The organism is Citrobacter sp. Marseille-Q3906 (genome assembly GCF_916618775.1).
GTDB lineage: Bacteria > Pseudomonadota > Gammaproteobacteria > Enterobacterales > Enterobacteriaceae > Citrobacter > Citrobacter murliniae.
Genome location: NZ_CAKAKA010000003.1, coordinates 745,614 through 767,767, shown reverse-complemented (window position 1 = coordinate 767,767; position 22,154 = coordinate 745,614). Strand labels below are relative to the sequence as shown.

Annotated in this window: 23 protein-coding genes; 7 read left to right on the top strand and 16 right to left on the bottom strand. The window is 50.8% G+C overall.

Features of this window, described 5'->3' with window-relative positions; translation table 11 throughout:
- Positions 1-80: 80 nt before the first annotated feature.
- Positions 81-2,369: an FdhF/YdeP family oxidoreductase gene (locus LG384_RS21070; protein WP_225761457.1), complete on the bottom strand. Its 2,289-nt coding sequence runs from the start codon at positions 2,367-2,369 to the stop codon at positions 81-83.
- A gap of 218 nt (positions 2,370-2,587) precedes the next feature.
- On the opposite strand from LG384_RS21070, the gene yghU reads away from it, so the two are divergent.
- Positions 2,588-3,454 carry a glutathione-dependent disulfide-bond oxidoreductase gene (gene yghU, locus LG384_RS21065; protein ID WP_045447499.1) on the top strand — a complete coding sequence of 289 codons (867 nt, stop codon included), beginning with the start codon at positions 2,588-2,590 and terminating at the stop codon, positions 3,452-3,454.
- A 49-nt stretch (positions 3,455-3,503) separates the two neighbouring features.
- On the opposite strand, the gene hybG is transcribed toward yghU, so the two are convergent.
- The 11 genes from hybG to yghX all read right to left on the bottom strand — a co-directional run bounded on the left by hybG (position 3,504) and on the right by yghX (position 13,374).
- Positions 3,504-3,752: a hydrogenase maturation factor HybG gene (hybG, locus tag LG384_RS21060; RefSeq protein WP_003024459.1), complete on the bottom strand. Its 249-nt coding sequence runs from the start codon at positions 3,750-3,752 to the stop codon at positions 3,504-3,506.
- A gap of 30 nt (positions 3,753-3,782) precedes the next feature.
- Positions 3,783-4,124: a hydrogenase maturation nickel metallochaperone HypA gene (gene hypA, locus LG384_RS21055; RefSeq protein ID WP_045447504.1), complete on the bottom strand. Its 342-nt coding sequence runs from the start codon at positions 4,122-4,124 to the stop codon at positions 3,783-3,785.
- Positions 4,117-4,605 (bottom strand): hydrogenase-2 assembly chaperone, encoded by a 489-nt coding sequence (gene hybE / locus LG384_RS21050; RefSeq protein ID WP_225761456.1) that lies wholly within the window; start codon positions 4,603-4,605, stop codon positions 4,117-4,119. The genes hypA and hybE overlap by 8 nt, the downstream gene beginning before the upstream one ends.
- Positions 4,598-5,092 carry a HyaD/HybD family hydrogenase maturation endopeptidase gene (locus LG384_RS21045; RefSeq protein WP_225761455.1) on the bottom strand — a complete coding sequence of 165 codons (495 nt, stop codon included), beginning with the start codon at positions 5,090-5,092 and terminating at the stop codon, positions 4,598-4,600. The genes hybE and LG384_RS21045 overlap by 8 nt, the downstream gene beginning before the upstream one ends.
- Positions 5,092-6,795: a hydrogenase 2 large subunit gene (gene hybC, locus LG384_RS21040; protein WP_045447513.1), complete on the bottom strand. Its 1,704-nt coding sequence runs from the start codon at positions 6,793-6,795 to the stop codon at positions 5,092-5,094. Before hybC ends, LG384_RS21045 begins: the two co-directional genes overlap by 1 nt.
- The gene (gene hybB / locus LG384_RS21035) at positions 6,792-7,970 is read right to left on the bottom strand and encodes a Ni/Fe-hydrogenase cytochrome b subunit (RefSeq protein ID WP_045447516.1); all 1,179 of its coding nucleotides are present in this window, start codon (positions 7,968-7,970) and stop codon (positions 6,792-6,794) included. The genes hybC and hybB overlap by 4 nt, the downstream gene beginning before the upstream one ends.
- Entirely contained in the window at positions 7,960-8,946 is a 987-nt protein-coding gene (hybA, locus tag LG384_RS21030) for a hydrogenase 2 operon protein HybA (protein WP_045447519.1), read from the bottom strand. Before hybA ends, hybB begins: the two co-directional genes overlap by 11 nt.
- A 2-nt stretch (positions 8,947-8,948) precedes the next feature.
- A complete protein-coding gene (gene hybO / locus LG384_RS21025) occupies positions 8,949-10,067 on the bottom strand; it encodes a hydrogenase 2 small subunit (protein ID WP_045447522.1) in 1,119 nt (372 codons plus the stop codon).
- Positions 10,068-10,257: 190 nt separating this feature from the next.
- The gene (locus LG384_RS21020) at positions 10,258-10,545 is read right to left on the bottom strand and encodes a DUF2623 family protein (protein ID WP_045447525.1); all 288 of its coding nucleotides are present in this window, start codon (positions 10,543-10,545) and stop codon (positions 10,258-10,260) included.
- An 85-nt stretch (positions 10,546-10,630) separates the two neighbouring features.
- Positions 10,631-12,271, bottom strand: a complete 1,641-nt coding sequence (locus LG384_RS21015; RefSeq protein WP_225761454.1) for a methyl-accepting chemotaxis protein — start codon at positions 12,269-12,271, stop codon at positions 10,631-10,633.
- 215 nt (positions 12,272-12,486) lie between these two features.
- Complete coding sequence (yghX, locus tag LG384_RS21010) at positions 12,487-13,374, bottom strand: YghX family hydrolase (RefSeq protein WP_225761605.1); 888 nt, start codon at positions 13,372-13,374, stop codon at positions 12,487-12,489.
- 154 nt (positions 13,375-13,528) lie between these two features.
- Here yghX and LG384_RS21005 point away from each other — a divergent pair, with 154 nt between their 5' ends.
- A complete protein-coding gene (locus LG384_RS21005; RefSeq protein ID WP_045447533.1) occupies positions 13,529-14,569 on the top strand; it encodes an aldo/keto reductase in 1,041 nt (346 codons plus the stop codon).
- 149 nt (positions 14,570-14,718) lie between these two features.
- Here the strand turns inward: LG384_RS21005 and LG384_RS21000 are convergent, their stop codons facing one another.
- A complete protein-coding gene (locus LG384_RS21000; protein WP_048220549.1) occupies positions 14,719-15,222 on the bottom strand; it encodes an ESA_00282 family adhesion-associated protein in 504 nt (167 codons plus the stop codon).
- A 104-nt stretch (positions 15,223-15,326) separates the two neighbouring features.
- On the opposite strand from LG384_RS21000, the gene LG384_RS20995 reads away from it, so the two are divergent.
- Both LG384_RS20995 and LG384_RS20990 read left to right on the top strand, forming a co-directional pair.
- On the top strand, positions 15,327-15,731 hold the full coding sequence (locus tag LG384_RS20995; RefSeq protein WP_048220548.1) for a hypothetical protein: 405 nt from the start codon (positions 15,327-15,329) through the stop codon (positions 15,729-15,731).
- A 1-nt stretch (position 15,732) separates the two neighbouring features.
- A complete protein-coding gene (locus tag LG384_RS20990) occupies positions 15,733-16,140 on the top strand; it encodes a hypothetical protein (protein WP_045447542.1) in 408 nt (135 codons plus the stop codon).
- Positions 16,141-16,219: 79 nt separating this feature from the next.
- On the opposite strand, the gene exbD is transcribed toward LG384_RS20990, so the two are convergent.
- Positions 16,220-16,645 carry a TonB system transport protein ExbD gene (gene exbD, locus LG384_RS20985; protein ID WP_045447545.1) on the bottom strand — a complete coding sequence of 142 codons (426 nt, stop codon included), beginning with the start codon at positions 16,643-16,645 and terminating at the stop codon, positions 16,220-16,222.
- Between the two features lie 6 nt (positions 16,646-16,651).
- On the bottom strand, positions 16,652-17,386 hold the full coding sequence (exbB, locus tag LG384_RS20980) for a tol-pal system-associated acyl-CoA thioesterase (RefSeq protein WP_045447548.1): 735 nt from the start codon (positions 17,384-17,386) through the stop codon (positions 16,652-16,654).
- 250 nt (positions 17,387-17,636) lie between these two features.
- On the opposite strand from exbB, the gene metC reads away from it, so the two are divergent.
- Positions 17,637-18,824 (top strand): cystathionine beta-lyase, encoded by a 1,188-nt coding sequence (gene metC, locus LG384_RS20975; protein ID WP_045447550.1) that lies wholly within the window; start codon positions 17,637-17,639, stop codon positions 18,822-18,824.
- A 131-nt stretch (positions 18,825-18,955) separates the two neighbouring features.
- Positions 18,956-19,615: a DedA family general envelope maintenance protein YghB gene (gene yghB / locus LG384_RS20970; RefSeq protein WP_045447552.1), complete on the top strand. Its 660-nt coding sequence runs from the start codon at positions 18,956-18,958 to the stop codon at positions 19,613-19,615.
- A 60-nt stretch (positions 19,616-19,675) separates the two neighbouring features.
- On the opposite strand, the gene LG384_RS20965 is transcribed toward yghB, so the two are convergent.
- Positions 19,676-20,575: an AraC family transcriptional regulator gene (locus tag LG384_RS20965; RefSeq protein ID WP_045447565.1), complete on the bottom strand. Its 900-nt coding sequence runs from the start codon at positions 20,573-20,575 to the stop codon at positions 19,676-19,678.
- A gap of 193 nt (positions 20,576-20,768) precedes the next feature.
- Here LG384_RS20965 and yqhD point away from each other — a divergent pair, with 193 nt between their 5' ends.
- Complete coding sequence (yqhD, locus tag LG384_RS20960; RefSeq protein ID WP_045447568.1) at positions 20,769-21,932, top strand: alcohol dehydrogenase; 1,164 nt, start codon at positions 20,769-20,771, stop codon at positions 21,930-21,932.
- Positions 21,933-22,154 lie beyond the last annotated feature (222 nt).

The following is a 22,154-nucleotide window of genomic DNA, read 5'->3' as shown; positions in this document are numbered from 1 at the left end:
CACTAACCGGACAGAGGTCGACCTATCATACACCTCAACGCAGCGACTGGCGCTCAGAGGAGAAAAATTCACATCAGGAACTACGCTTTCATCAGGATAACCGGTACGCTTTTATATGCCGGGGTCAAACTTTCCGTGTCGACCGCATCGAGTGACAGCAGCACGTTCGCTTCCGGCAAATACGCACCAATGGAACCCGCCGCCATGTCGTAAATCACCACCGTTAGCCCGTACATCATGCGTTCAACACAAGGCTGCCCGCTATCGTCCAGTGCCTGAACGTTCACAACATCACCTTGAATCAGACCACGAGCAGTCGCTTCATCTTCACTTAAAAAAACCACATCGCGCCGACCGGTAATGCCACGGTAACGGTCGTTCATCCCATAAATAGTGGTGTTGTACTGGTCGTGGCTACGCAACGTGGCCAGCACCAGCGCATCAGCAGGTTGGTTTTCACGTTCGATTGCGCGCTGACGGCTGACGACAAAATTGGCTTTACCATTCGCAGTTCGCCACTCGCGACGTGATGCTGGCGTATCCATGCGAAACCCACCCGGCTCAGCGATACGTGCATTGTAATCATGAAACTCCGGGATAACGGCTTCGATAGCCTCGCGGATCAGCGCGTAATTACCTGCTAAGTCTTCCCAGTTTACCGGCGAATGAAGAAGTGTGGCGCGTGCCATTCCAGCCACAATGGCGGGTTCGGATTTTAACCATCTGGAGGCAGGCTTCAGCCCACCGCAGGAGGCATGCACCATCGACATCGAATCCTCGACGGTTACAGACTGAACACCGGTAGCCTGTATATCGCGTTCCGTTCTGCCCAGCGCAGGCAACAGGTAATTGTGTTTTGCCAGCAGCAAATGCGATCGGTTCAGCTTGGTCGCGATATGGACCTGCATATCCAGTTTTTTTATCGCCGCGAAGGTACGTTGCGGTTCTGGCATCGCCACCGCCAGGTTGCCTCCCATGCAAATGAGGGCTTTCGCCTCGCCCCGTTCGATTGCCCGAATACTTTCCACGCTGGATCGACCATGTTTACGCGCAACGGTGATAGAAAAATGTGCTTCGAGCCGCTGCAGGAAATCTTCTGATGCCGCCTCATTGATCCCCACAGAACGGTCACCCTGTACATTCGAATGACCACGCAGAGGGCAAATCCCCGCCCCCGTCTTACCGATGTTGCCTTTAAGCAACAGCAGGTTCACCAGTTGCTGAACATTTTCCGTACCGTTTTTATGCTGGGTGATACCCAGTCCGTAACAAATGATGGTGGCGCGGGACTTATTGTAGTTGTGTGCCAGATCTTCCATCTGGCTACGCGTCAGACCGGAATCCAGTTCCAGTTCCGCCCAACTACGCTGGCGTAAATCCTCATACAGCGCAGAATATCCGGCGGTATGTTCATCAATAAACGCATGATCGAGCGTCGGCGGTTGATCGAGCAAGATCCGCGCCTCATCCATTTCGATCAACGCCTTCATAATACCCTTGAGCAATGAGGCATCGCCGCCCATTTTGACCTGGTAGTAGTCGCTGCTGAGTTCCGTCGCCTGGCCGGTGAACATCTCTTTCGGACTCTGCGGGAAGCTAAAGCGCTCAAGCCCTCTTTCGGTCAGCGGATTGATGGAGATAATTTTGGCCCCACGGTTGGCGACATCGCGTAACGTGGTGAGCATGCGCGGATGATTAGTACCAGGATTATGTCCAATGCAAATCACCAGATCACAATGGTTAAAATCGTCAAGTTCTACGGTTCCTTTCCCCAAACCGATTGCCCGCGTCAGCCCGGCACTGGTTGGGCCGTGGCACATGTTTGAACAATCGGGAAAGTTGCTGCTGCCGTATTCGCGGGCAAACAACTGGTAAAGGAACGCTGCCTCGTTTGAGGTTCTGCCGGATGTGTAAAATTCTACTTGCTGTGCTGAATTATAGCTGCGCAGGCGCTCGCCAATTTCCTGAAACGCAATGTCCCACTCGACAGCCTGCCAGGTGTCAGTTCCGGCATCGTATTTCATCGGATGCGTCAAACGGCCTGTATTTTCCAGTTTATAATCGCTGTATTGCCACAAGGTTGAAACCGGATGGCGGCTAAAAAACGCCGGTGACGCTTTCTTCGTGGTGGTTTCCCAGGAAACTGCCTTTACGCCGTTTTCGCAAAGCTCCATCGGCGCACGATGACCCGGATCTGGCCATGCGCAGCCCGGGCAGTCGAACCCCTTCACCTGGTTCATTTTAAACATCGCGATAATGTCGCGCACGACTGCCTTTTGCGAAAACACTGAAGCAGTGACGGCTTTTACCGCGCCCCACCCACCCGCCGGTCCCTGATAACCGCTTACTCCTGGAACACCCTTTTTCATTATTACTGCTTATTGACCGCCAATGATTGATGGTGAGTACGGTAGCAATTTCCGTCTTACATTGATTTCCTCTTGATGGAGTACGGTCTGAGTACAATGAACGGGTTATATTTATCTTCCCCTTTCAGCACAAAGCGACATAAAGTCCCAATCTGTTAAATTGAGTTCTACCTAACTGCTACACTGCTTCAACACAACCACTCAGAAGGCAGGTCAACATGTCAGACAATACTTATCAGCCCGCGAAAGTCTGGACGTGGGATAAATCAAACGGCGGCGCATTCGCCAATATCAACCGCCCTGTTTCCGGTGCCACACACGAGAAAACGCTGCCAGTCGGCAAGCATCCATTGCAGCTTTACTCGCTGGGTACGCCAAACGGTCAGAAAGTCACGATTATGCTGGAAGAACTGCTGGCGCAAGGGGTGAAGGGCGCGGAATACGATGCCTGGATTATCCGCATTGGCGATGGAGATCAGTTTTCCAGCGGCTTTGTGGAAGTGAATCCCAACTCCAAGATCCCGGCTTTGCGCGATCATTCGCAAAACCCGCCAGTTCGCGTGTTTGAGTCTGGCGCCATCCTGCTTTATCTGGCGGAAAAGTATGGTTATTTCCTGCCGCAGGATCTGGCGAAACGCACCGAAACGCTGAACTGGTTGTTCTGGCTACAAGGAGCGGCGCCCTTCCTCGGCGGTGGCTTCGGACACTTCTATAACTATGCACCGGTTAAAATTGAGTACGCGATCAATCGCTTTACGATGGAAGCCAAGCGTTTACTCGACGTGCTGGATAAGCAGCTGGCGCATCATCAGTTTGTGGCAGGGGATGAGTACACTATTGCCGATATGGCAGTATGGCCATGGTTTGGCAATGTCGTTTTGGGGAACGTCTATGACGCGGCAGAATTCCTTGATGCGGGAAGTTATAAAAATGTTCAGCGCTGGGCAAAAGAGATTGCAAAACGCCCGGCGGTTAAGCGTGGTCGCATTGTAAACCGCACTAACGGTCCGCTTAACGAGCAGTTGCATGAACGCCATGACGCCAGCGACTTCGACACGAATACCGAAGATAAACGTCAGGGTTAAAATAAGATGCCGGATTAGCCTGTTCGCTATCCGGCATTTTAAGAAGTGGTCACGCGCTGGTGACGTCATACTCCATACGGCGAAGTGCATCTAACGTGGCTTTAGCTTCATCTTCATCAATGATGCTCATGGCGAACCCTACGTGCACCAGCACCCATTGCCCAACCAGCTCGGCTGTATCACCTTCACAAATCAGGGCAATATTGACATCTCGTTTGATGCCGCACACTTCAACCTGCGCAAGCTGGTGAATATCCTCACCAACGGCCAGAACCTGACCCGGGACTCCAATACACATATCTGACTCCGCCCCATAGCAACCTATGGGCTATTCGACTTCTATACTTTTAACTTTCAGTGAATCGCCGGCATCAACCCGCAAACGATCGCCCTGACAGAGTGGACACTGCGCATCATGCTGGGTGATCTCCACGACCTGACTGCAATCCCAGCACCAGGCCTGGGCAGGTTTGTAATCAATGTGTAGTTCACATCCCTGCGCCAGCGTGCCCTGGCAGACGATGTCAAAACTGAAACGTACGGCGCTCTCTTCAACACACGAGAGCGCCCCAATTTCCAGCCAAACGCCGGTAACACGTTTTACATCGTGCTGCTCTGCCTGCTGTTGAATAATTTCAACCGCGCTCTGGCAAAGAGACAGCTCATGCATTTTCGCTACTCCGGCGGCCCAACAACAGTGCCCGACGTCCCATTTGCGGCGCATTCGGGTCGCTAACAGGTAACGATAACAACATTCGTGCACAATCGTCAGTCAGACGGACACCCTCTTGTGCCGACATGCTGTGCGAAAGCGGTGACATCAACGAACAGGAAAAGTACTGCGATACGCCATCAAGTTCGCCAACGGTAAATGTCATCTCGCCATACGGCAGACGCAGCCCGATTTTCTCACTGACCTTACGTACGGGCCAGACCTGGTCTGGCCCCGGGAAAATCAGTGCGCTGAGCATCCAGGGCGTGATAACACACCCCGTCCACTGCCCTTCAAACAGCGAAAAATCAGAAACATACACCGGCATATTCGGATGCAAGAAAGAAAGATCGTGCATCGAACGTCGGGCTACTTCTTCAAACGCAGCCTGAATCTGCTCCTTCGGGGCCGCCTGAAAGCCCAAAAACTCTTCAGACATGGGCCGTCTCCCGAGGGATCGCTTCCACACCCGATTCGCGCAGCGCAGCAAGAACCTGCTCAAGAGCAGGTTCAATCATGGCTTCAACCGTCGGGGTGAGACCGATATGCGGCTCCAGCGATTCCGGAATAACACCAACCAGAGTCAGTTTTTTCGGGAACTCGCCGGTAAAGCGCAGGGCCGACAAAACATCGGCCAGGCCAAGCTGGTGCGGTGAGATTTTGTTGGTAAACAGCGCCGGAATCTCTTCATCCCGCAGGACCATCATGGTTCCCGGCGTGTTTTTTCTCGACACAATGGCGTCAGCAATGATCAGATGATCTCTGTTCGCCATGTCGCCGAGAAGTTCCATCCCAGCCGTACCGCCATCCAGAACGTCAACATAGTCTGGCAGGATGTATCGTTGTTCTAATGCCTCAACGATACGTACCCCGATGGCTTCGTCGGTCAGCAAAATATTGCCGACCCCTAAGACTAATATCCGCATTACAGAACCTTAACTGAGACCACTTCGTTCCCGTCAACGTCCACCACATGCACCGCACATGACATACAAGGGTCGAAGGAGTGAATGGTACGAACCACTTCCAGCGGTTTGTTTGGATCAGCGATTGGCGTGCCTACCAGCGAACGCTCGTACGGCCCTACTTCGTCATTGAAGTTACGTGGGCCAGAGTTCCAGGTTGACGGAACAACCGCCTGGTAATTACTGATAATGCCGTCTTTAATCACCATCCAGTGAGAAAGCATACCGCGCGGCGCTTCAAGGAAACCGACACCTTTGAATTCGCCTGTTGCCGGAATATCCGGTTTCACGAAGGTTGTGTGGTCGCCTTTACCGATGTTCACGATCAGCGCATTGTACTGATCCTGCAGAACGTTCTGCAGTTCACAGCAGTGAACGGTACGGCCAATAATACGGCCCAGCGTGGAATGCAGTTGCGCTACTTCGATCGTTTTACCGGTCAGCTTCGTATAGATTGCAACGATTTCATTCAGCTTGGCATGGGTAGATTCGCGTTTCGCTGCCAGCTTACACAGCATGTTGGCCAGCGGACCCACTTCAACCGTTTTACCGTAGAAGGTCGGTGCTTTAACCCAGGAGTATTTGCCATCATCTGACCAGCCAGTGTAATCAGGAACCGTTGTGCCTTCCCACGGTGCCTGCGGCGCTTCGTCTTTGTACCACGCGTGTTTCGCACTCTCCTGGATCCCTTTAATCAGGTATTCATCAGAGTGAGAGGTGATCGGACGATAGGTCGACAGATCGGCATCGGTGATGTAACCGCCCGGGAACAGGAAGCTGCCGTTTTTACCGTCAGTCGGGAATTCCGGCGCGCTCAGATAGTTAACCGCACCCTGACCGCGTTCCAACCACTCCGGATAGAACGCCGCAATGACAGCGGTATCCACCTTGTAAACCTGCTCAACAAAGTCGCTCAGCTTATCGATGAAGGACTTGATGTACATCAGGCGTTCAAGGTTCAACACGCCGAGACCGTCGAGGTTAATTGGGTTCGCAACCCCGCCTACCGCCAGGTTCTGAATGTGCGGTGTCTTACCGCCCAGCAGCGCCACGACGCGGTTTGCATCACGCTGGCATTCCAGCGCCTGCAGGTAGTGTGCGACCGCAATCAGGTTCACTTCCGGCGGTAACTGCATCGCCGGGTGGCCCCAGCAACCATTAGCAAAAATACCTAACTGGCCGCTGGCAACAAGGTCTTTAATCTTGTTCTGAACCTTGGTGAACTCTTCCGCACTGTTCAGGTGCCAGGTCGACACACCGTTCAGCATCGCCGAGGCCTTCGCTGGATCGGCTTTCAGCGCAGAGGTGATGTCCACCCAGTCCAGCGCAGACAGCTGGTAGAAGTGCACGATATGGTCATGCGTGGTGTGCGCTGCCAGAATGATGTTACGGATGTACTGTGCATTCACGGGAACATCAATGTTCAGTGCGCTTTCTGCTGCACGCACAGAAGAGATAGCGTGAGTCGTGGTGCAAACACCACAAATACGCTGCACAATCATCCATGCATCGCGCGGATCGCGATTCTTCACGATCTCTTCCATGCCGCGCCACATGGTACCGGACGCCCATGCTTTAGATACCACGCCATTTTCGATTTCGCAGTCGATGCGTAAATGGCCTTCAATACGGGTTACCGGATCAATAGTAATTCTCTGGCTCATGCTTTGCTCGCCTCATGACGATTTTGATCGTTTTGTTTTAAAGGAGGAAGTATCGGCAGTAGACGAATGAGTACGATGTATGCACAAATCTCAATAGCCACAAAACCAATAGAAATCAACAGTTCTTCCCATGTCGGGAAGTAGTGGTAGCCACCACCAGGATTAAATGCCACCAGCGAATAGGACAAACGCCATGTCGCACAGCCCAGCAATGCACTCAACGCGGACAGATACAGCATACGCGAGTCATTACGCAGCTTAGCGATGCGCAGGACTACCAGCGGGAAGACCATCAGCACGACTTCAATCCAGAACATCACGGAGTAAAGATCGCCTGCAAACGCATACGACAATTTGTCGCGATAGATCAACTCGCCAAAGCGCAGGACGACGAATATCGCCAGCAGGACGCTAATCGTATTTGTCAGCTTGATGAACAAACTTTTCTCGTCCGGACCGTTACCTTTCAGGCCGGCTTGCACCAACGAGCCTTCAAAAATGACGATCGAGAAGCCCATAATGAAGGCGGTTAATACAGAGAAAAGCGGCAACATTTCATAAGCTTGCCATAGCGGATGGACCTTATAGCCTGCAGAAATCATCAATGAACCCATTGAAGACTGGTGCATAGTCGGCAGCAGCGCACCGAGGGCGATAATAAAGAACATCACTTTGTTCAAACGCTTGAGGGAGACTTTCCACCCCAGACGCTCAAACAAGGCCGGAGCAAATTCCAGCGCCATAATGCCGATATAGATGGTCATACAGACCGCCGTTTCGAACAGTACCGAGTTCACGTTAAAGTGGCCCGGAATGTAGAAATACGGCAGGTTCCAGTAGCGACCTACGTCAATGGTGATCGACAGGCCACCCAGCGAGTAACCAAACAGGCTCGCCAGTAGCGCCGGGCGAACCAGCGGATGATATTGCCCTCTGTTGAAAACATATACTGCCCACGCCAGCGCCCAACCGCCGCACGCGAAGCCAGTACCGATCAACAGGTCAAACGCGATCCACACACCCCATGGGAAACCGCCGTTCAGATCGGAGACAGACCCCAATCCGAAGACCAGACGTTTCACGATCAGGAGCATACACAGGACGATTAACGGCCCAAAAATAATGACCGGTTTGCTGACTATTTTTCCGCCCAGCGGTTTAGGATCATGACTCATGATCGTCTCCTCCATCGTGATGGTCGTTTTTCGTGTTACGACGAACCAGCACGGTTAAGCCCGCCAGCGCAGCCAAGGGTAAAATCATGCCCTTATACAGGGAATGTTGAACATGTTCGGAACGCGCACCGGTTGAAAGATCATCCAGTTTCGGCAGATCCAAATCTTCGTAAGGAACACCGGTCAGCACCATAACCTGCGTACCGCCGCCTTCCTTTTCACCGTACAGGTGCGGGTAGTACTTCGGTACCGTATGCAGATAGGTATCACCGGCTTTCACTGTCTGACGCGGATAGTGGTATTCGCTGCCAGGCTTCAGCGCGAGACGTTTTTTCGCCTCAGCCATCAGCTCTTCACGCGTACCAAAAATCACGGCACCAGCAGGACACACTTCAACACACCCCGGTAAACCACCTTTATCCAGCCGTTCAACACCTTTCTGGTTACAAAGCTCACACTTGTGCAGCGCACCAAACGGGTTGTTGTAGTCGTATTTAGGGACATTGTACGGGCAAGCAACCATGCAGTAGCGACACCCGGTACAAACATCTTTGTCATAGTGGACAATGCCGGTTTTCGGATCTTTTTTCAGCGCGGAGACCGGGCAAACAGAGACACAGTTAGGATCGACACAGTGCATACACTGTTTCTTAATGTATGCGTAACCGTTCTCTTCCTGATCTTTGTTAACGCCTGTTCCGCTACGCCACACCTGAATGATGTTGTTGGTATACGGTGACAATTTGTCGTTGTTCGACCAGGTTTGCTCGCCTTCCGGGTTACGCGCCGGGAAGTTGATATCCTGACACTTGGTGACACAGGCCTGGCAGCCTACGCACAGCGTCGAGTCATAGAGCATCCCAAGAGAACCCGGGATCGGCGGACGGTTTTCTGCAGCCGCATGGCTGACGGACGGCGCAGCGCCCAACAGCAACGCTCCGCTGGAGGCTGCTTTAATAAAGTTACGTCTGTTCACGGTTATTCTCCCCGTGAGTCAGCGTTATCTTTCTTTTGCTGACGCCCCAGTTCACGTACCGCCATCACGCTGACGCCGGCAACCAGTCCTACTACGCCACCAAGCAGCCCAACAGCCCCGGCTGAAATGTTGCCGCCTTCTTTTATGTTGACATCAGGCTTCTCAGAACGCGGAGTCTGGTTTTCCACATGGGCGAGCTGGTGAATGCCTTTATGGAAACCAATGCCCTCTTCGTTACAGCCGTAGCACGGGTGACCAATTGCCACCGGCCACACGCCACCAACATCACAGAACTGCAATGTTGAGCAGTTGCCATACGTTTCTGGTCCTTTACAGCCCAGATGGTAGAGGCACCAACCTTCACGGTGACCTTCATCACCAAACTCTTTGGCAAAGCGGCCAGCATCGAAGTGCGGACGACGTTCACAATGCTCGTGAATCAGACGACCGTAGGCAAATGTCGGACGGTTTTTCGCATCCAGCTTCGGTGGTTTGCCATAGGTGATGATATGCGCGACAGTCGCGAGGAAGTTATGCGGGTTCGGCGGACAGCCGGGGATATTGATGATGGTTTTGCCTGGCAGAACTTCTTGCAAACCGACGGCACCCGTTGGGTTAACGCCAGCGGCAGCAACACCACCCCATGCGGCACAAGAGCCGATAGCAATGATAGCTGCTGCACCTTCTGCCGCTCTACGGATGTGATCCACAATTGGCTCACCGGCAACCATGCAGTAAATACCATTATCTTTTAGTGGGATAGAACCATCTACCACCAAAACATATTGCCCTTTGTACTTCTCCAGAGCGTTATGTTTATTCTCTTCAACCTGATGGCCGAAGGCGGCGGAGAGCACCTCATGATATTCCAGAGAGATTGTCTCAAGGACGAGGTTTTCCACTGTAGGGTGTGTCGCACGAAGCAGAGATTCAGTACAACCCGTACATTCCTGAGCACCGATCCAGATAACTGGCGGGCGCTGAGGACGGGAAACTGATTCTGCCATTTCTGCGGCGGCTTTGCTACTGAGCCCCATGGTAGCGGCCAGTGCTGCACAAAGCTTCATGAAATCACGGCGATTGATGCCGTTCGAATTGATGAGAGAATTATCTCCAGTCATTTTATTGTTATTCCGTTGCGAAGACCTGGCTTTTTATTTTGCACCATTCGCATGTTGCATATTGCGATCGGCGCGCCATTTACCACACTTTTTATATGGTTATGTGCATTATAATACTTCGGCGGAGCAACAAAACGAAGGCGTAGGTCAATAGTGTAATTAATTAAAGCAAGATAATACCCCTTTTGGATCAAGCTTCGAGCCGATAGCCGGCCATGAAAAACCGAATTGTTGTACTCGACTGGTTCTCTTTAAAGAAATCCATCACCATCTCTTTATCCAGTCCATAACGACGCGTCAGGATCCCCGCCTCCCACGCGCTAAGCTGTCGATCACCCGTTTTTTCAAACATACGATGCGAAAAACCGAGCACAAATCCGCGCTTATAGTCAGCACAAAAACCAGCCACTTTACGTGCACTGTCCGCACTTGAGGCGTTTAACCCGGCCATCAGGCCCTTACCAAAATGGTTGTCCATGCATATTCTCCAATCGCTATATAACAAATTATATAGCGATTTTTTAAGCAAAGACCAGAGGTATCACGCACTTTTTTGTGCCAGATTAAAAGGCCACCCATTCGTCCGTTTTAGGTGTCGCAGGTGTTCTGCTTTCTTCTGAAGAGGAAGCGGTGTTAGTTGAAGCGTATTGCACATCATTTGCAGAAAGCCGGAACTGCTGTACAGAGCGCTGTAGATCTTCAGTCTGCCGCTCCAGTGCAACCGCCGCTGCAGAAACCTGTTCCACCAGCGCGGCGTTCTGTTGGGTAACGCTGTCCATTTGCGTAATCGCCACGCTGACCTGCGAAATACCTTTATTCTGTTCCTCAGAAGCAGAAGCGATTTGTTTCATAATGACGGTCACTTCGGTCGCACCGCGCAGAATTGCTTCCATCGTCGAGCCAGTCTCTTTAACCAGACGAGCCCCCTGATCGACACGGCGCGCCGATTCGCCAATTAATGTCTCTATCTCTTTCGCCGCCCCGGCACTACGACTGGCGAGATTGCGAACCTCACCGGCGACCACCGCAAAACCACGTCCCTGCTCGCCAGCTCTGGCAGCTTCGACTGCAGCATTGAGCGCCAGAATGTTCGTCTGGAAGGCGATACTATTAATAACTGAGGTAATTTCAGCGATCTGTTTCGAGCTGGCCGCAATACCATCCATTGTGTCGACCACTTGCGAAACTAACGTGCTACCTTTACCCGCCGTTTCTGTCGCAGTGTCGGCAAGCTGGCTGGCTTCGCGCGCGTTTTCAGCGTTCAGTTTTACCGTTGCGGTCAGCTGTTCCATGCTGGCTGCGGTCTCTTCCAGCGCAGCTGCCTGTTCTTCAGTACGTGAAGAGAGATCATTATTGCCGCTGGATATTTCTGTTGCCCCACGCCAGATGTTGTCGCTTCCCGAACGAATCGTGCTCACAGCTTCACGTAAGCTGTCCTGCATCGCGGACAGTAAAGGCACCAGTTGGCCCACGCAGTTACGCCCTAATTCTTCAATTGGATGACTGAGATCGCCCTGCGCAATCTGACGGAACTGTTGGCGAATACGCGCCAGCGGCTTCACCATCATTGAAACGAGGTAACGGTCGGTAAAGATAAGGATTGCAATCCCCAGGATGACGGCAGTGATAATTAACGTCCGGATGATAGACGTCTTGCTGTCAACCATAACACGTGTCGTATCCAGCCTCTCACCCGCAGTGGTATTAAAACGCTCGGCGCTGGCGCCAAATTCACGGCTCAGTGCTGGTGTGACGGTACTGGCATGTTCTGACCATGCCGTGAGGGTTCCCTGCTGCGCCAACTGCATTTGTGGGGTCACGCCTTTGTCCAGCAGTGCTTGCCACTTCGCCAGTACTGCGGCAGCAATTTCCGGATCCATCGGCCCTGGAGACAGTTTCTTCATCTCCTCAAGCTTTTTACTCATGTTATTCAGCGATTGTTGGGCAGGAGCAAAATCAGGTGTTCCCCCGCTAATTTTGACATCCATTGCCCGACTTAAACGCGTCACAAAACGGAAATACTGATCGTTTCCCTGGCTGAGAATCGTCATCTGCTGTACCAGATGGCGATCAATATCATTCCCTTCTGAGATTTTTGATAAAGAATGGAGACTGAATAAACCCACGCCCGACCAGAGCAGGCAAAAAAGTCCAAGTATTGCCAACATAACAATACGAATAGTGAAGTTTTTCAGCAAACGCATAATAATTTCCTTGCCGTTGATGAGGGGATTCGCCATCAGGCGAGACTTACCCTTGTTATCGGCAGAGAGCAGAGAAGATATAATGCGTTTGTTATTTTTTTACTTTTTTAAGTACATCTTGGTCTTTTCCGGCCATATCAATATGAATGCTAATGAAACCAGGTAGCATTCTTATTCAGATAACTAACCAGGTTAACTAAATAATGCCTTGTTTTTTATTGTAAATATTTTTTAAACCATGAGATAGTCCGCTCCCAGGCTAAATCGGCAGCGGCTTTATCATAACGCGGCGTTGAATCATTGTGAAAACCATGATTAACCCCAGGATAGATAAATGCTTCATAGACTTTCTTATTGGCCTTCAGCGCTCCTTCATAAGCTGGCCAGCCTTCATTAATACGCTCATCTAATGCTGCATAGTGTAATAACAAAGGTGCATTGATTTTAGGGACATCTGACGCAGGCACCTGCCGCCCATAAAAGGGAACGGCACAGGCCAGTTCAGGAAAGGTGACAGCCGCTGCATTTGATACGCCACCTCCGTAGCAAAATCCGGTTATGCCGACCTTCCCCGTCGCTGTCGGATAACGCTGCATAAATTCAACTGCGGCAAAAAAATCGTTCATCAACTTAACAGGATCAACCTGTTGCTGTAATTCCCGGCCTTTATCATCATTCCCCGGATAGCCCCCTACTGAACTTAATCCATCCGGTGCGAGTGCCATATAGCCAGCCTTAGCCACCCGCCGGGCGACATCCTCAATATACGGATTCAACCCACGATTCTCATGTACAACAATGACCGCAGGTATTTTCCCCGACACTTTCACAGGCTTAACCAGATAAGCCCGCACATCGCCGTGCCCTTCAGGTGACGGGTAGGTAATGTACTCTGCCAGAATATCGGGATCGGTAAATTCCACCTGCACCGCCTGGGCATAATTCGGTTTCAACAAATTAAATAATGCCAGCGCCGTCATGCCGCCAACTGCATATTTCGCCGCTATATTGAGGAACTCTCGTTTAGATATTTTACCGTGAGCATAATAGTCATAGTAATTGAGTAGCTCCTGTGGAAAGTCTTTGGCTGTCAAACGCGGCATAGTTCCACTCCTGCATGATGTTTTTTTAAGCAAAGCACAGCGGCCTGTTTTTGCCCAGTTTTTCATCCCAATGTGACTTGTGAACGGGATATTCATCGCTAACCCGCTAGAATAGAAACGTTGTTTCGAAATTCACCTGCACTAAGGAGATCTCATGGCCTGGTTTGCCAATACTGAACGTTATGAGCAGATGCTCTATCGCTACTGTGGCCGTAGCGGTTTGCGCTTACCCGCGTTGTCGCTGGGTTTATGGCATAGTTTTGGACACGTTCAAGCACTGGATTCACAGCGTGCCCTGCTGCGCAAAGCATTTGATCTGGGGATCACCCATTTTGATTTAGCCAATAACTACGGGCCGCCTCCGGGTAGCGCGGAAGAGAATTTTGGCCGATTACTGCGCGAAGATTTTGCTCAGTATCGTGATGAATTGATCATCTCCACCAAAGCAGGCTATGACATGTGGCCGGGACCATACGGTTCGGGCGGATCGCGCAAGTACCTGCTTGCCAGCCTTGACCAAAGCCTGAAACGGATGGGACTTGATTACGTTGATATATTCTATTCTCACCGCGTGGATGAAAACACGCCAATGGAAGAGACCGCTGCTGCGCTGGCCCATGCCGTGCAAAGTGGCAAAGCGCTGTATGTCGGTATTTCATCCTATTCGCCCGAACGAACACAAAAAATGGCAGAGCTGCTGCGGGAATGGAAAATTCCGCTGCTGATCCACCAACCCTCCTACAACCTGCTTAACCGCTGGGTAGACAGCAGTGGTTTGCTCGATACGCTGGAATCCAACGGCATGGGCTGCATAGCTTTTACGCCACTGGCCCAGGGATTACTGACGGGGAAATATCTCAACGGCATTCCGGAAGGTTCGCGCATGCAGCGTGAAGGGAAAAAGGTCCGTGGACTGACGGAAAATATGCTGTCGGAGGCGAATATTAATAGCCTGCGCTTGCTGAACGAAATGGCGCAACAACGCGGACAGTCAATGGCGCAGATGGCGTTGAGCTGGTTACTGAAAGATAACCGGGTGACGTCAGTCTTAATCGGTGCCAGCCGACCTGAACAACTGGAAGAAAACGTTCAGGCATTAAGCAATCTGACATTCAGTGCAGAAGAGCTGGCGCAGATTGATAAACACGTCGCCGATGGTCAGCTTAATCTGTGGCAGGCGTCATCAGACAAATAATCGTCTTTAATACTGTGCCGGGTGGCGGCGTTGCCGGCCCCGGCCAGAATGTTTCAGTACTTATGTCGTATCAGCTGGTCATCACAACTACCGAGAGCACAAAGTTCAGAGGCATGATGATGTAGTACAGTACTGAAATAACAGACGCCTCAAATCTCTTCCGCTTTGATCTGCGGACGCTGGTACTCCGGCCATACCAGCGCGACGAGTGTGGGGTAGGCTTCCAGACTGAACTCCCTGAAGCATTGTCGCAAATTGAGCACGTCCAGATCGGCATGTGGTACTTTCTCCCCACTCAGACAGCGTTTTTTGATGTTGTCGTAATATTTATACACCGCAGAGTTGAGATCGCTACAGCGTCGCTGTGAGTCAAATAGCCCAGGAGTTTCATTCAATTCCACCATTGTCATCCGTTTTATCGTCGAGTGAATAAAATCAATATATTCGTGGTTAACCCGCCAGTACCATACTGGGGTGATCGAATTCATCAGTACCGCAAAATGATCTTCACCCTCTTCTTTGCTTAGTATTTCTGGTTGGTTTGCTGATGTAAAATCCTCTGCATATCGGTTTTTATTTGTACTACGCATCAGAAAAAGTACACCGCAGGTAAGTAATAGCAGGGTAATAACAGAATAAAATATACTGTTCATATGCAGGCTCCGTTTTTTTTGATTTTAAATTTACCCCATGTTATTGTCAACGCGGCCTATCTTATTAAAAACATCCTATCATTGGCAGCAAAGGATATATCAACATGCTTCCCGAGCATCTTGTTCCCTCTCACTTTCATTTATCCACTTCCCCGAGCAATACCAGCACCACAGAAAATAGTGAAAATTTGACTCAGGGAAAGATTACGTTAAACGATTATGAAAAAGATATTTTGATCAGTTCCGCAGCGACCGGACAGTCACGAAATATGCTGTTTGAAGAGCGCGATCGTCATTTAAAAGAACGCCTTTTTCACGTAGCAAAAATTGAATCGTTCACGCGCTTGCTAAATGCCTTACAGGCAGAGGGTGACATTAACTCTCAAGAATTAAGTGAAATTCTGACCCAAAAAACGAACATGATAAATGAACATGGCAATAAAATTTGGCTTAATTTAATTACTCGTGAAACCGACGCCCCCATTTTTTATTCTCTGGTAGAAAAATAAGATGAAAGATGTTGAGGATAATAATGTTTATTTAGCTTTAGATAACCATAAAAGTGATGAGTTTGTCTTAAAGCAAAATCTGGCGGTGTTAATTGCCAATAAGAACGCGACACTGGAAAGCGTAGCTCAGGATATGGTCTCAATACCCGCAGCGCTGGTACGTATGAAATGGCAAAATCGCCGTGAAATCTATGCCCTGCAGGCTAAAGAAGAGATCTACGGGGCCGCTATTGAAGCCATCATTGCCCGGCAACCAGAGTTGCGCGACAAAATCATGGCACGCCTGGAAAGCACATATCAACATATACTCGCTCGCGAAACAGCCACATTACGCCTGACACGCAAGCTGTCAGAGGGGAACTACGAAGCGACCAGAATCACTACAGTTGCATTGGACGAAGACAGATAGTCTAAGGTGATAACGGGGGAAGAAAACGCGGAAGTGGAAGGCCGGGTAAGGCTAACAGCATCACCCGGCAACAAAGAGGTTATTTTGCTTTCACAACCTCTTCACCAACCAAACCAATCTTCAGGAACCCTGCCTGGTGCAGCGTATCCATTACTTTCATCATGGTTTCATAGTCGACGGTCTTATCAGCACGGAAGAAGATAGTGGTATCTTTCTTCCCTTCCGTCAGCGCGTTCAGCTCGCTAATCATGGTTTCATCCGTCACCTGCTCGTTACCGATGAACATGGTGTTATCGGCTTTCACTGACAGGTAAACCGGTTTCTCCGGACGCGGTTGCGGCGTACTGGTGGATGCAGGGAGATTCACCTTCACATCCACAGTTGCCAATGGCGCTGCCACCATAAAAATGATCAACAAAACCAACATCACGTCGATAAACGGCGTCACGTTTATTTCGTGCATTTCACCGTTATCGTCCAGGTTTTCATTAAAACTCATTGCCATGGAACATTATCCTACACGTAATTTCTGCGCAGCACGTACCGGATGAGCAGCAGCACTTGCGCTCAGGTCCAGATCGCGACTTTGCAGCAACAACACCTGTGCCGCGACATCACCCAGCATAGCTTTGTAGCTGCCTATCTGACGTGCGAAGATGTTGTAGATAACAACTGCAGGAATTGCCGCTACCAGACCAATTGCAGTCGCTAGCAGAGCTTCTGCAATACCCGGTGCAACAACGGCCAGGTTAGTCGTTTGAGTTTGAGCAATACCGATGAAGCTATTCATGATGCCCCATACCGTACCGAATAGCCCCACAAACGGAGAAATGGCCCCGATGGTCGCCAGGTATCCATTACCGCGGCCCATCTGACGGCCGACTGCGGCGACACGACGCTCAAGGCGGAATCCGGTACGCTCTTTGATCCCTTCGTTGTCATCACTGCCTTCTGACAGTTCCAGCTCGTTCTGTGCTTCGTTAATTAGCAGTGAGCCCAGGCTTTTGGTATCAAATCCAGCGGCAATCTCACTTGCCTGATCTAAAGAGCGGGCTTCAGCCAGCATTTGCTGTTCACGCTTAAGGCGGCGCTTCTGTGTAAAGAACTCAAGGCTCTTGCTAAAGAAGATAGCCCAGGTGACCACTGATGCCAAAATCAGCCCAATCATCACGCACTTAACCACGATATCGGCGTGCTGATACATACCCCAGACGGAAAGGTCCGTCTGCATCAAATTATTACCCACTCTGTATCTCCAGGACGCAAATCACAAAATCTGAGCGTAATCATATCAAAACGACGTCGAATTGATAGTCGTTCTCATTACTATTTACATAGTGCCGCACCTTTGGTTTCTTTTCCTTGCGCTTACGCAGTAAAAAAGTCACCAGAATCATTTTGAGATTATTTTCTACTTTATGACCGCCGAGCAGGGTGCATGATGCTGGATCCATGCTAGTTTAGACATCCAGACGTATAAAAACAGGTATTAAAACATGGCAGACAAGCATCTTGAGACCAAACTTGTTCAGGCAGGGCGCAGTAAAAAGTACACGCTGGGCTCAGTTAATAGCGTGATCCAGCGCGCTTCTTCGCTGGTGTTTGAGTCCGTTGAGGCAAAAAAACAGGCTACGCACAACCGTGCTAACGGCGCTCTTTTCTATGGTCGTCGCGGAACGCTGACACATTTTTCACTACAGGAAGCAATGTGTGAACTGGAAGGCGGTGCGGGATGTGCCCTTTTCCCATGCGGTGCAGCAGCCGTCGCCAACACAATTCTGGCCTTTGTTGAACAAGGCGACCATGTGCTGATGACGAACACGGCCTATGAACCAAGCCAGGATTTCTGCACCAAAATTCTCGGCAAGCTCGGCGTCACAACCGGCTGGTTCGATCCGCTGGTGGGCGCCGATATTGTGAAACACATCCGGCCGAACACCAAAGTCGTATTTCTGGAGTCACCCGGCTCAGTCACGATGGAGGTACATGATGTTCCGGCCATCGTTACCGCGGTCAGAAGCGCGGCACCTGACGCAATCATTATGATCGATAACACCTGGGCTGCCGGAGTACTGTTCAAAGCATTGGATTTTGGTATCGATATCTCGATTCAGGCTGGCACCAAATACCTGATTGGCCATTCCGATGCGATGGTCGGTACGGCGGTGGCAAATTCCCGTTGCTGGGATCAACTGCGCGAGAACGCTTATCTGATGGGACAAATGCTGGATGCAGATACCGCCTATATGACCAGCCGTGGATTACGTACCCTGGGCGTTCGCCTGCGCCAACATCATGAAAGCAGTTTAAAAGTTGCCGAGTGGCTGGCAAGCCATCCGCAGGTTGCCCGCGTAAATCACCCTGCGCTACCGGGCAGCAAAGGCCACGAATTCTGGAAACGTGATTTCACGGGCAGCAGTGGACTGTTCTCATTCGTGTTGAATAAAAAACTGAATAATGAAGAGCTGGCGGCATATCTTGACCACTTTAGCCTGTTCAGCATGGCTTACTCCTGGGGGGGGTTTGAATCACTGATTCTGGCGAATCAACCTGAACACATTGCGGCAATCCGTCCGGAAGGAGAAGTGGACTTCAGCGGGACACTCATTCGTTTACACATCGGTTTAGAGAATGTTGATGATCTGATTGTGGATTTAGCCGCAGGATTTGCCCGAATCGAGTAACATTGCCGCAGATGGACATATATGCAGACACTTCTGGTGGAAAAGTCTGCAATTGTTGCGTCCGGGATCAAGGCATCCCGGACAATTCAGGAGTACAATCCACTCATAAACGCTGTTCCACAGGAAAGTTCATGGTCGTCATTCAAGATATTATCTCCGCGCTCTGGCAACACGATTTTGCCGCGCTGGCAGATCCGCACGTTGTGAGCGTTGTGTACTTTGTAATGTTTGCCACACTGTTTTTAGAAAACGGCCTGCTGCCTGCCTCCTTTTTACCCGGAGACAGCCTGCTGTTGCTGGCAGGGGCACTGATTGCACAGGACGTGATGAGCTTTTTACCCACCATCGCTATTCTGACAGCTGCAGCCAGTCTGGGCTGCTGGTTGAGCTACATTCAGGGACGCTGGCTGGGCAACACGCGCACGGTAAAAGGCTGGCTGGCACAACTACCCGAAAAATATCACCAACGTGCCACCTGTATGTTTGACCAACATGGACTAATGGCGCTGCTCGCCGGGCGTTTCCTGGCGTTTGTTCGCACTTTGCTGCCTACGATGGCGGGAATTTCAGGCCTTCCTAACCGTCGATTCCAGTTTTTTAACTGGCTGAGCGGTCTGCTGTGGGTCAGCGTCGTCACCAGCTTTGGCTATGCGCTCAGCATGATCCCGTTCGTTAAACGCCATGAAGACCAGGTCATGACCTTTTTGATGATCCTGCCGATTGCACTGCTAACCGCAGGTCTGCTGGGAACCTTATTTGTGGTGATTAAAAAAAAATACTGTAGTGCCTGAGTAACAGCCATCGCCATCCGGTACACATTACCGGATGGCGCTTCTGCGACATCCTCAAAATCAACTCCCCTGCATCGTTCGAATTCTTGCCGCATCCTCACCCGGCGTCACACCAAAGTAGCGTTTGAACTCGCGGCTAAACTGCGATGCACTCTCATAGCCTACCCGCATCGCCGCCGCACTGGCTTTCATGCCGTCATGAATTATCATCATCCGCGCTTTATGCAGGCGATAACTCTTCAGATATTGCAGCGGGGAAGTGCTGGTTACCGATTTAAAATTATGATGAAACGCCGATACGCTCATATTGGCCTCTGCCGCCAGTTGCTCGACGTTGAGGTTCTCGGTGTATTTGTTCTCAATCCGCTTCAACACACGGCTTATCAAACTGAAATGCGTCTGGCGGCTGACCAGTGCGAGTAATGCGCCACCACGTGGCCCGGTCAGCACATGGTAAAGGATCTCGCGAATAATCTGTTTCCCCAGGATGCGCGCGTCCAGCGGTCGCTCCATTACATCCAGTAAACGCTCAGCTGCGCAGAGAATCTCGTCCGAAAGCGTGGCAGAGTTGATTCCGCTTGCCGCCATTGAGGGTTGAAACAACTCGTCCTCACCAATATCCATCAGCAACTCCTGCAATTGCAGAATATCAACATTCAGGCGGATACCGGCCAGCGGAACCTCCGGTGTCGCATAAGTTTCACATTCGAAGGGTAAAGGTACTGTCAGTAACAGGTATTCGTTGGCGTCATAACGAAATACACGTTCGTTTATGTAACCGATTTTATGCCCCGAGAAGAGAAATATGATGCCAGGCTGATACATCACTGGCGTACGCTGTCCCGGCTCAGTGCCATACAGTAAGCGCACATCAGGCAGTAGTTCGTTTAATCTATTTTCATTGTTTTTCAGTTTGTTAACTTTATCTGTCAACAGAAGACAGATCTCATCGCGGTTCATAGAGCACCATTTCATTATCGGTTTTCGACCTTGATATAGTGCGCATATTTATCCGTTTTCTCCAGCAGTCTGTAGAAATGGGCAAGACATTGGCAGAAATGAGCATTGAGAGGAGCGCTTCTGGCGACCACAATGTTCACCATCAGGCAGACACTCGCCTGCCCTCTTTTTTACCCACATAAGGGAACGAGCAATGAACAACTTTAATCTACATACCCCTACTCGCATTTTGTTCGGTAAAGGCGCTATCGCAGAGCTGCGCGATCAAATCCCTCAGGACGCTCGCGTGTTAATTACCTACGGCGGCGGCAGCGTTAAAAAAACCGGCGTTCTGGCGCAGGTACAAGATGCACTGAAAGGACTGGACGTACTTGAGTTTGGCGGAATTGAACCAAACCCGTCTTATGAAACCCTGATGAACGCAGTAAAAATTGTGCGTGATGAGAAAGTGACGTTCCTGTTGGCTGTAGGCGGCGGTTCTGTACTGGATGGCACAAAATTCATCGCAGCTGCAGCGCATTACGCTGATGGTATCGACCCATGGCGCATTCTGGAAACCCGCGGTAACGACGTGAAAAGCGCAGTACCAATGGGCTCTGTACTGACGCTACCAGCAACCGGTTCAGAGTCTAACTCCGGGGCCGTGATTTCCCGCAAAACCACCGGCGATAAACTGGCTTTTATGACCCCGTTTGTACAGCCTGTATTTGCCGTACTGGATCCGGTTTACACCTACACCCTGCCGCCGCGTCAGGTCGCTAACGGTGTGGTAGATGCATTTGTCCACACCGTGGAACAGTACGTGACGTACCCGGTAGACGGGAAAATTCAGGATCGCTTTGCCGAAGGTATTTTGCTTACGCTGGTAGAAGATGGTCCGAAAGCGTTGCAGGAACCAGAAAACTACAACGTACGTGCTAACGTCATGTGGGCGGCAACGCAGGCACTGAATGGTCTGATTGGCGCAGGTGTACCGCAGGACTGGGCAACCCATATGCTGGGTCACGAGTTGACTGCGATGCACGGTCTCGACCACGCTCAAACGCTGGCGATCGTCCTGCCTGCACTGTGGAATGAAAAACGCGATACCAAGCGAGCCAAATTACTGCAGTACGCAGAGCGCATCTGGAATATCACCGAAGGTTCCGATGACCAGCGTATTGATGCTGCCATCGCTGCCACCCGTCGTTTCTTCGAGCAAATGGGTGTACCAACGCGTCTGTCTGACTACGGTCTGGATGGTAGCTCCATCCCGGCGCTGCTGGAAAAACTGGAGGCACACGGTGGTACTAAACTGGGCGAACATCAGGACATTACACTTGACGTCAGTCGCCGGATTTACGAAGCAGCACGCTAAGCTTTTTTCACCTCTGACTTTCGTTTTTGGTCATTTAGTCCAGACTTAAGTCACACAAACCTCACCGGAGCCTGCTCCGGTGAACTCAATTTACACCTAATCATTCATGATGCATCGAGGCGGCAATTGAGAGAATCCCCAGGAGCGTACATAAGTACGTGACTGGGGTAAACGAAAGCAGCCAACAAAGAGGCAGCTTGAAGGATTAAGTGTATGGGGGGA

Excerpts from the sequence above, each read along its gene's own strand:
- LG384_RS20965 (WP_045447565.1), bottom strand. The coding sequence starts at position 20,575 with ATGAACCGCGATGAGATCTGTCTTCTGTTGACAGATAAAGTTAACAAA.
- hybC (WP_045447513.1), bottom strand. The coding sequence starts at position 6,795 with ATGAGCCAGAGAATTACTATTGATCCGGTAACCCGTATTGAAGGCCAT.
- LG384_RS20990 (WP_045447542.1), top strand. The coding sequence starts at position 15,733 with ATGAAAGATGTTGAGGATAATAATGTTTATTTAGCTTTAGATAACCAT.
- yqhD (WP_045447568.1), top strand. The coding sequence starts at position 20,769 with ATGAACAACTTTAATCTACATACCCCTACTCGCATTTTGTTCGGTAAA.
- LG384_RS21045 (WP_225761455.1), bottom strand. The coding sequence starts at position 5,092 with ATGCGGATATTAGTCTTAGGGGTCGGCAATATTTTGCTGACCGACGAA.
- LG384_RS21020 (WP_045447525.1), bottom strand. The coding sequence starts at position 10,545 with ATGGACAACCATTTTGGTAAGGGCCTGATGGCCGGGTTAAACGCCTCA.
- hybO (WP_045447522.1), bottom strand. The coding sequence starts at position 10,067 with ATGACTGGAGATAATTCTCTCATCAATTCGAACGGCATCAATCGCCGT.
- LG384_RS21000 (WP_048220549.1), bottom strand. The coding sequence starts at position 15,222 with ATGAACAGTATATTTTATTCTGTTATTACCCTGCTATTACTTACCTGC.
- LG384_RS21070 (WP_225761457.1), bottom strand. The coding sequence starts at position 2,369 with ATGAAAAAGGGTGTTCCAGGAGTAAGCGGTTATCAGGGACCGGCGGGT.
- LG384_RS21015 (WP_225761454.1), bottom strand. The coding sequence starts at position 12,271 with ATGCGTTTGCTGAAAAACTTCACTATTCGTATTGTTATGTTGGCAATA.
- hybG (WP_003024459.1), bottom strand. The coding sequence starts at position 3,752 with ATGTGTATTGGAGTCCCGGGTCAGGTTCTGGCCGTTGGTGAGGATATT.
- hybB (WP_045447516.1), bottom strand. The coding sequence starts at position 7,970 with ATGAGTCATGATCCTAAACCGCTGGGCGGAAAAATAGTCAGCAAACCG.
- LG384_RS20995 (WP_048220548.1), top strand. The coding sequence starts at position 15,327 with ATGCTTCCCGAGCATCTTGTTCCCTCTCACTTTCATTTATCCACTTCC.
- exbD (WP_045447545.1), bottom strand. The coding sequence starts at position 16,645 with ATGGCAATGAGTTTTAATGAAAACCTGGACGATAACGGTGAAATGCAC.
- hypA (WP_045447504.1), bottom strand. The coding sequence starts at position 4,124 with ATGCATGAGCTGTCTCTTTGCCAGAGCGCGGTTGAAATTATTCAACAG.
- metC (WP_045447550.1), top strand. The coding sequence starts at position 17,637 with ATGGCAGACAAGCATCTTGAGACCAAACTTGTTCAGGCAGGGCGCAGT.
- hybE (WP_225761456.1), bottom strand. The coding sequence starts at position 4,605 with ATGTCTGAAGAGTTTTTGGGCTTTCAGGCGGCCCCGAAGGAGCAGATT.
- yghB (WP_045447552.1), top strand. The coding sequence starts at position 18,956 with ATGGTCGTCATTCAAGATATTATCTCCGCGCTCTGGCAACACGATTTT.
- LG384_RS21005 (WP_045447533.1), top strand. The coding sequence starts at position 13,529 with ATGGCCTGGTTTGCCAATACTGAACGTTATGAGCAGATGCTCTATCGC.
- yghX (WP_225761605.1), bottom strand. The coding sequence starts at position 13,374 with ATGCCGCGTTTGACAGCCAAAGACTTTCCACAGGAGCTACTCAATTAC.
- yghU (WP_045447499.1), top strand. The coding sequence starts at position 2,588 with ATGTCAGACAATACTTATCAGCCCGCGAAAGTCTGGACGTGGGATAAA.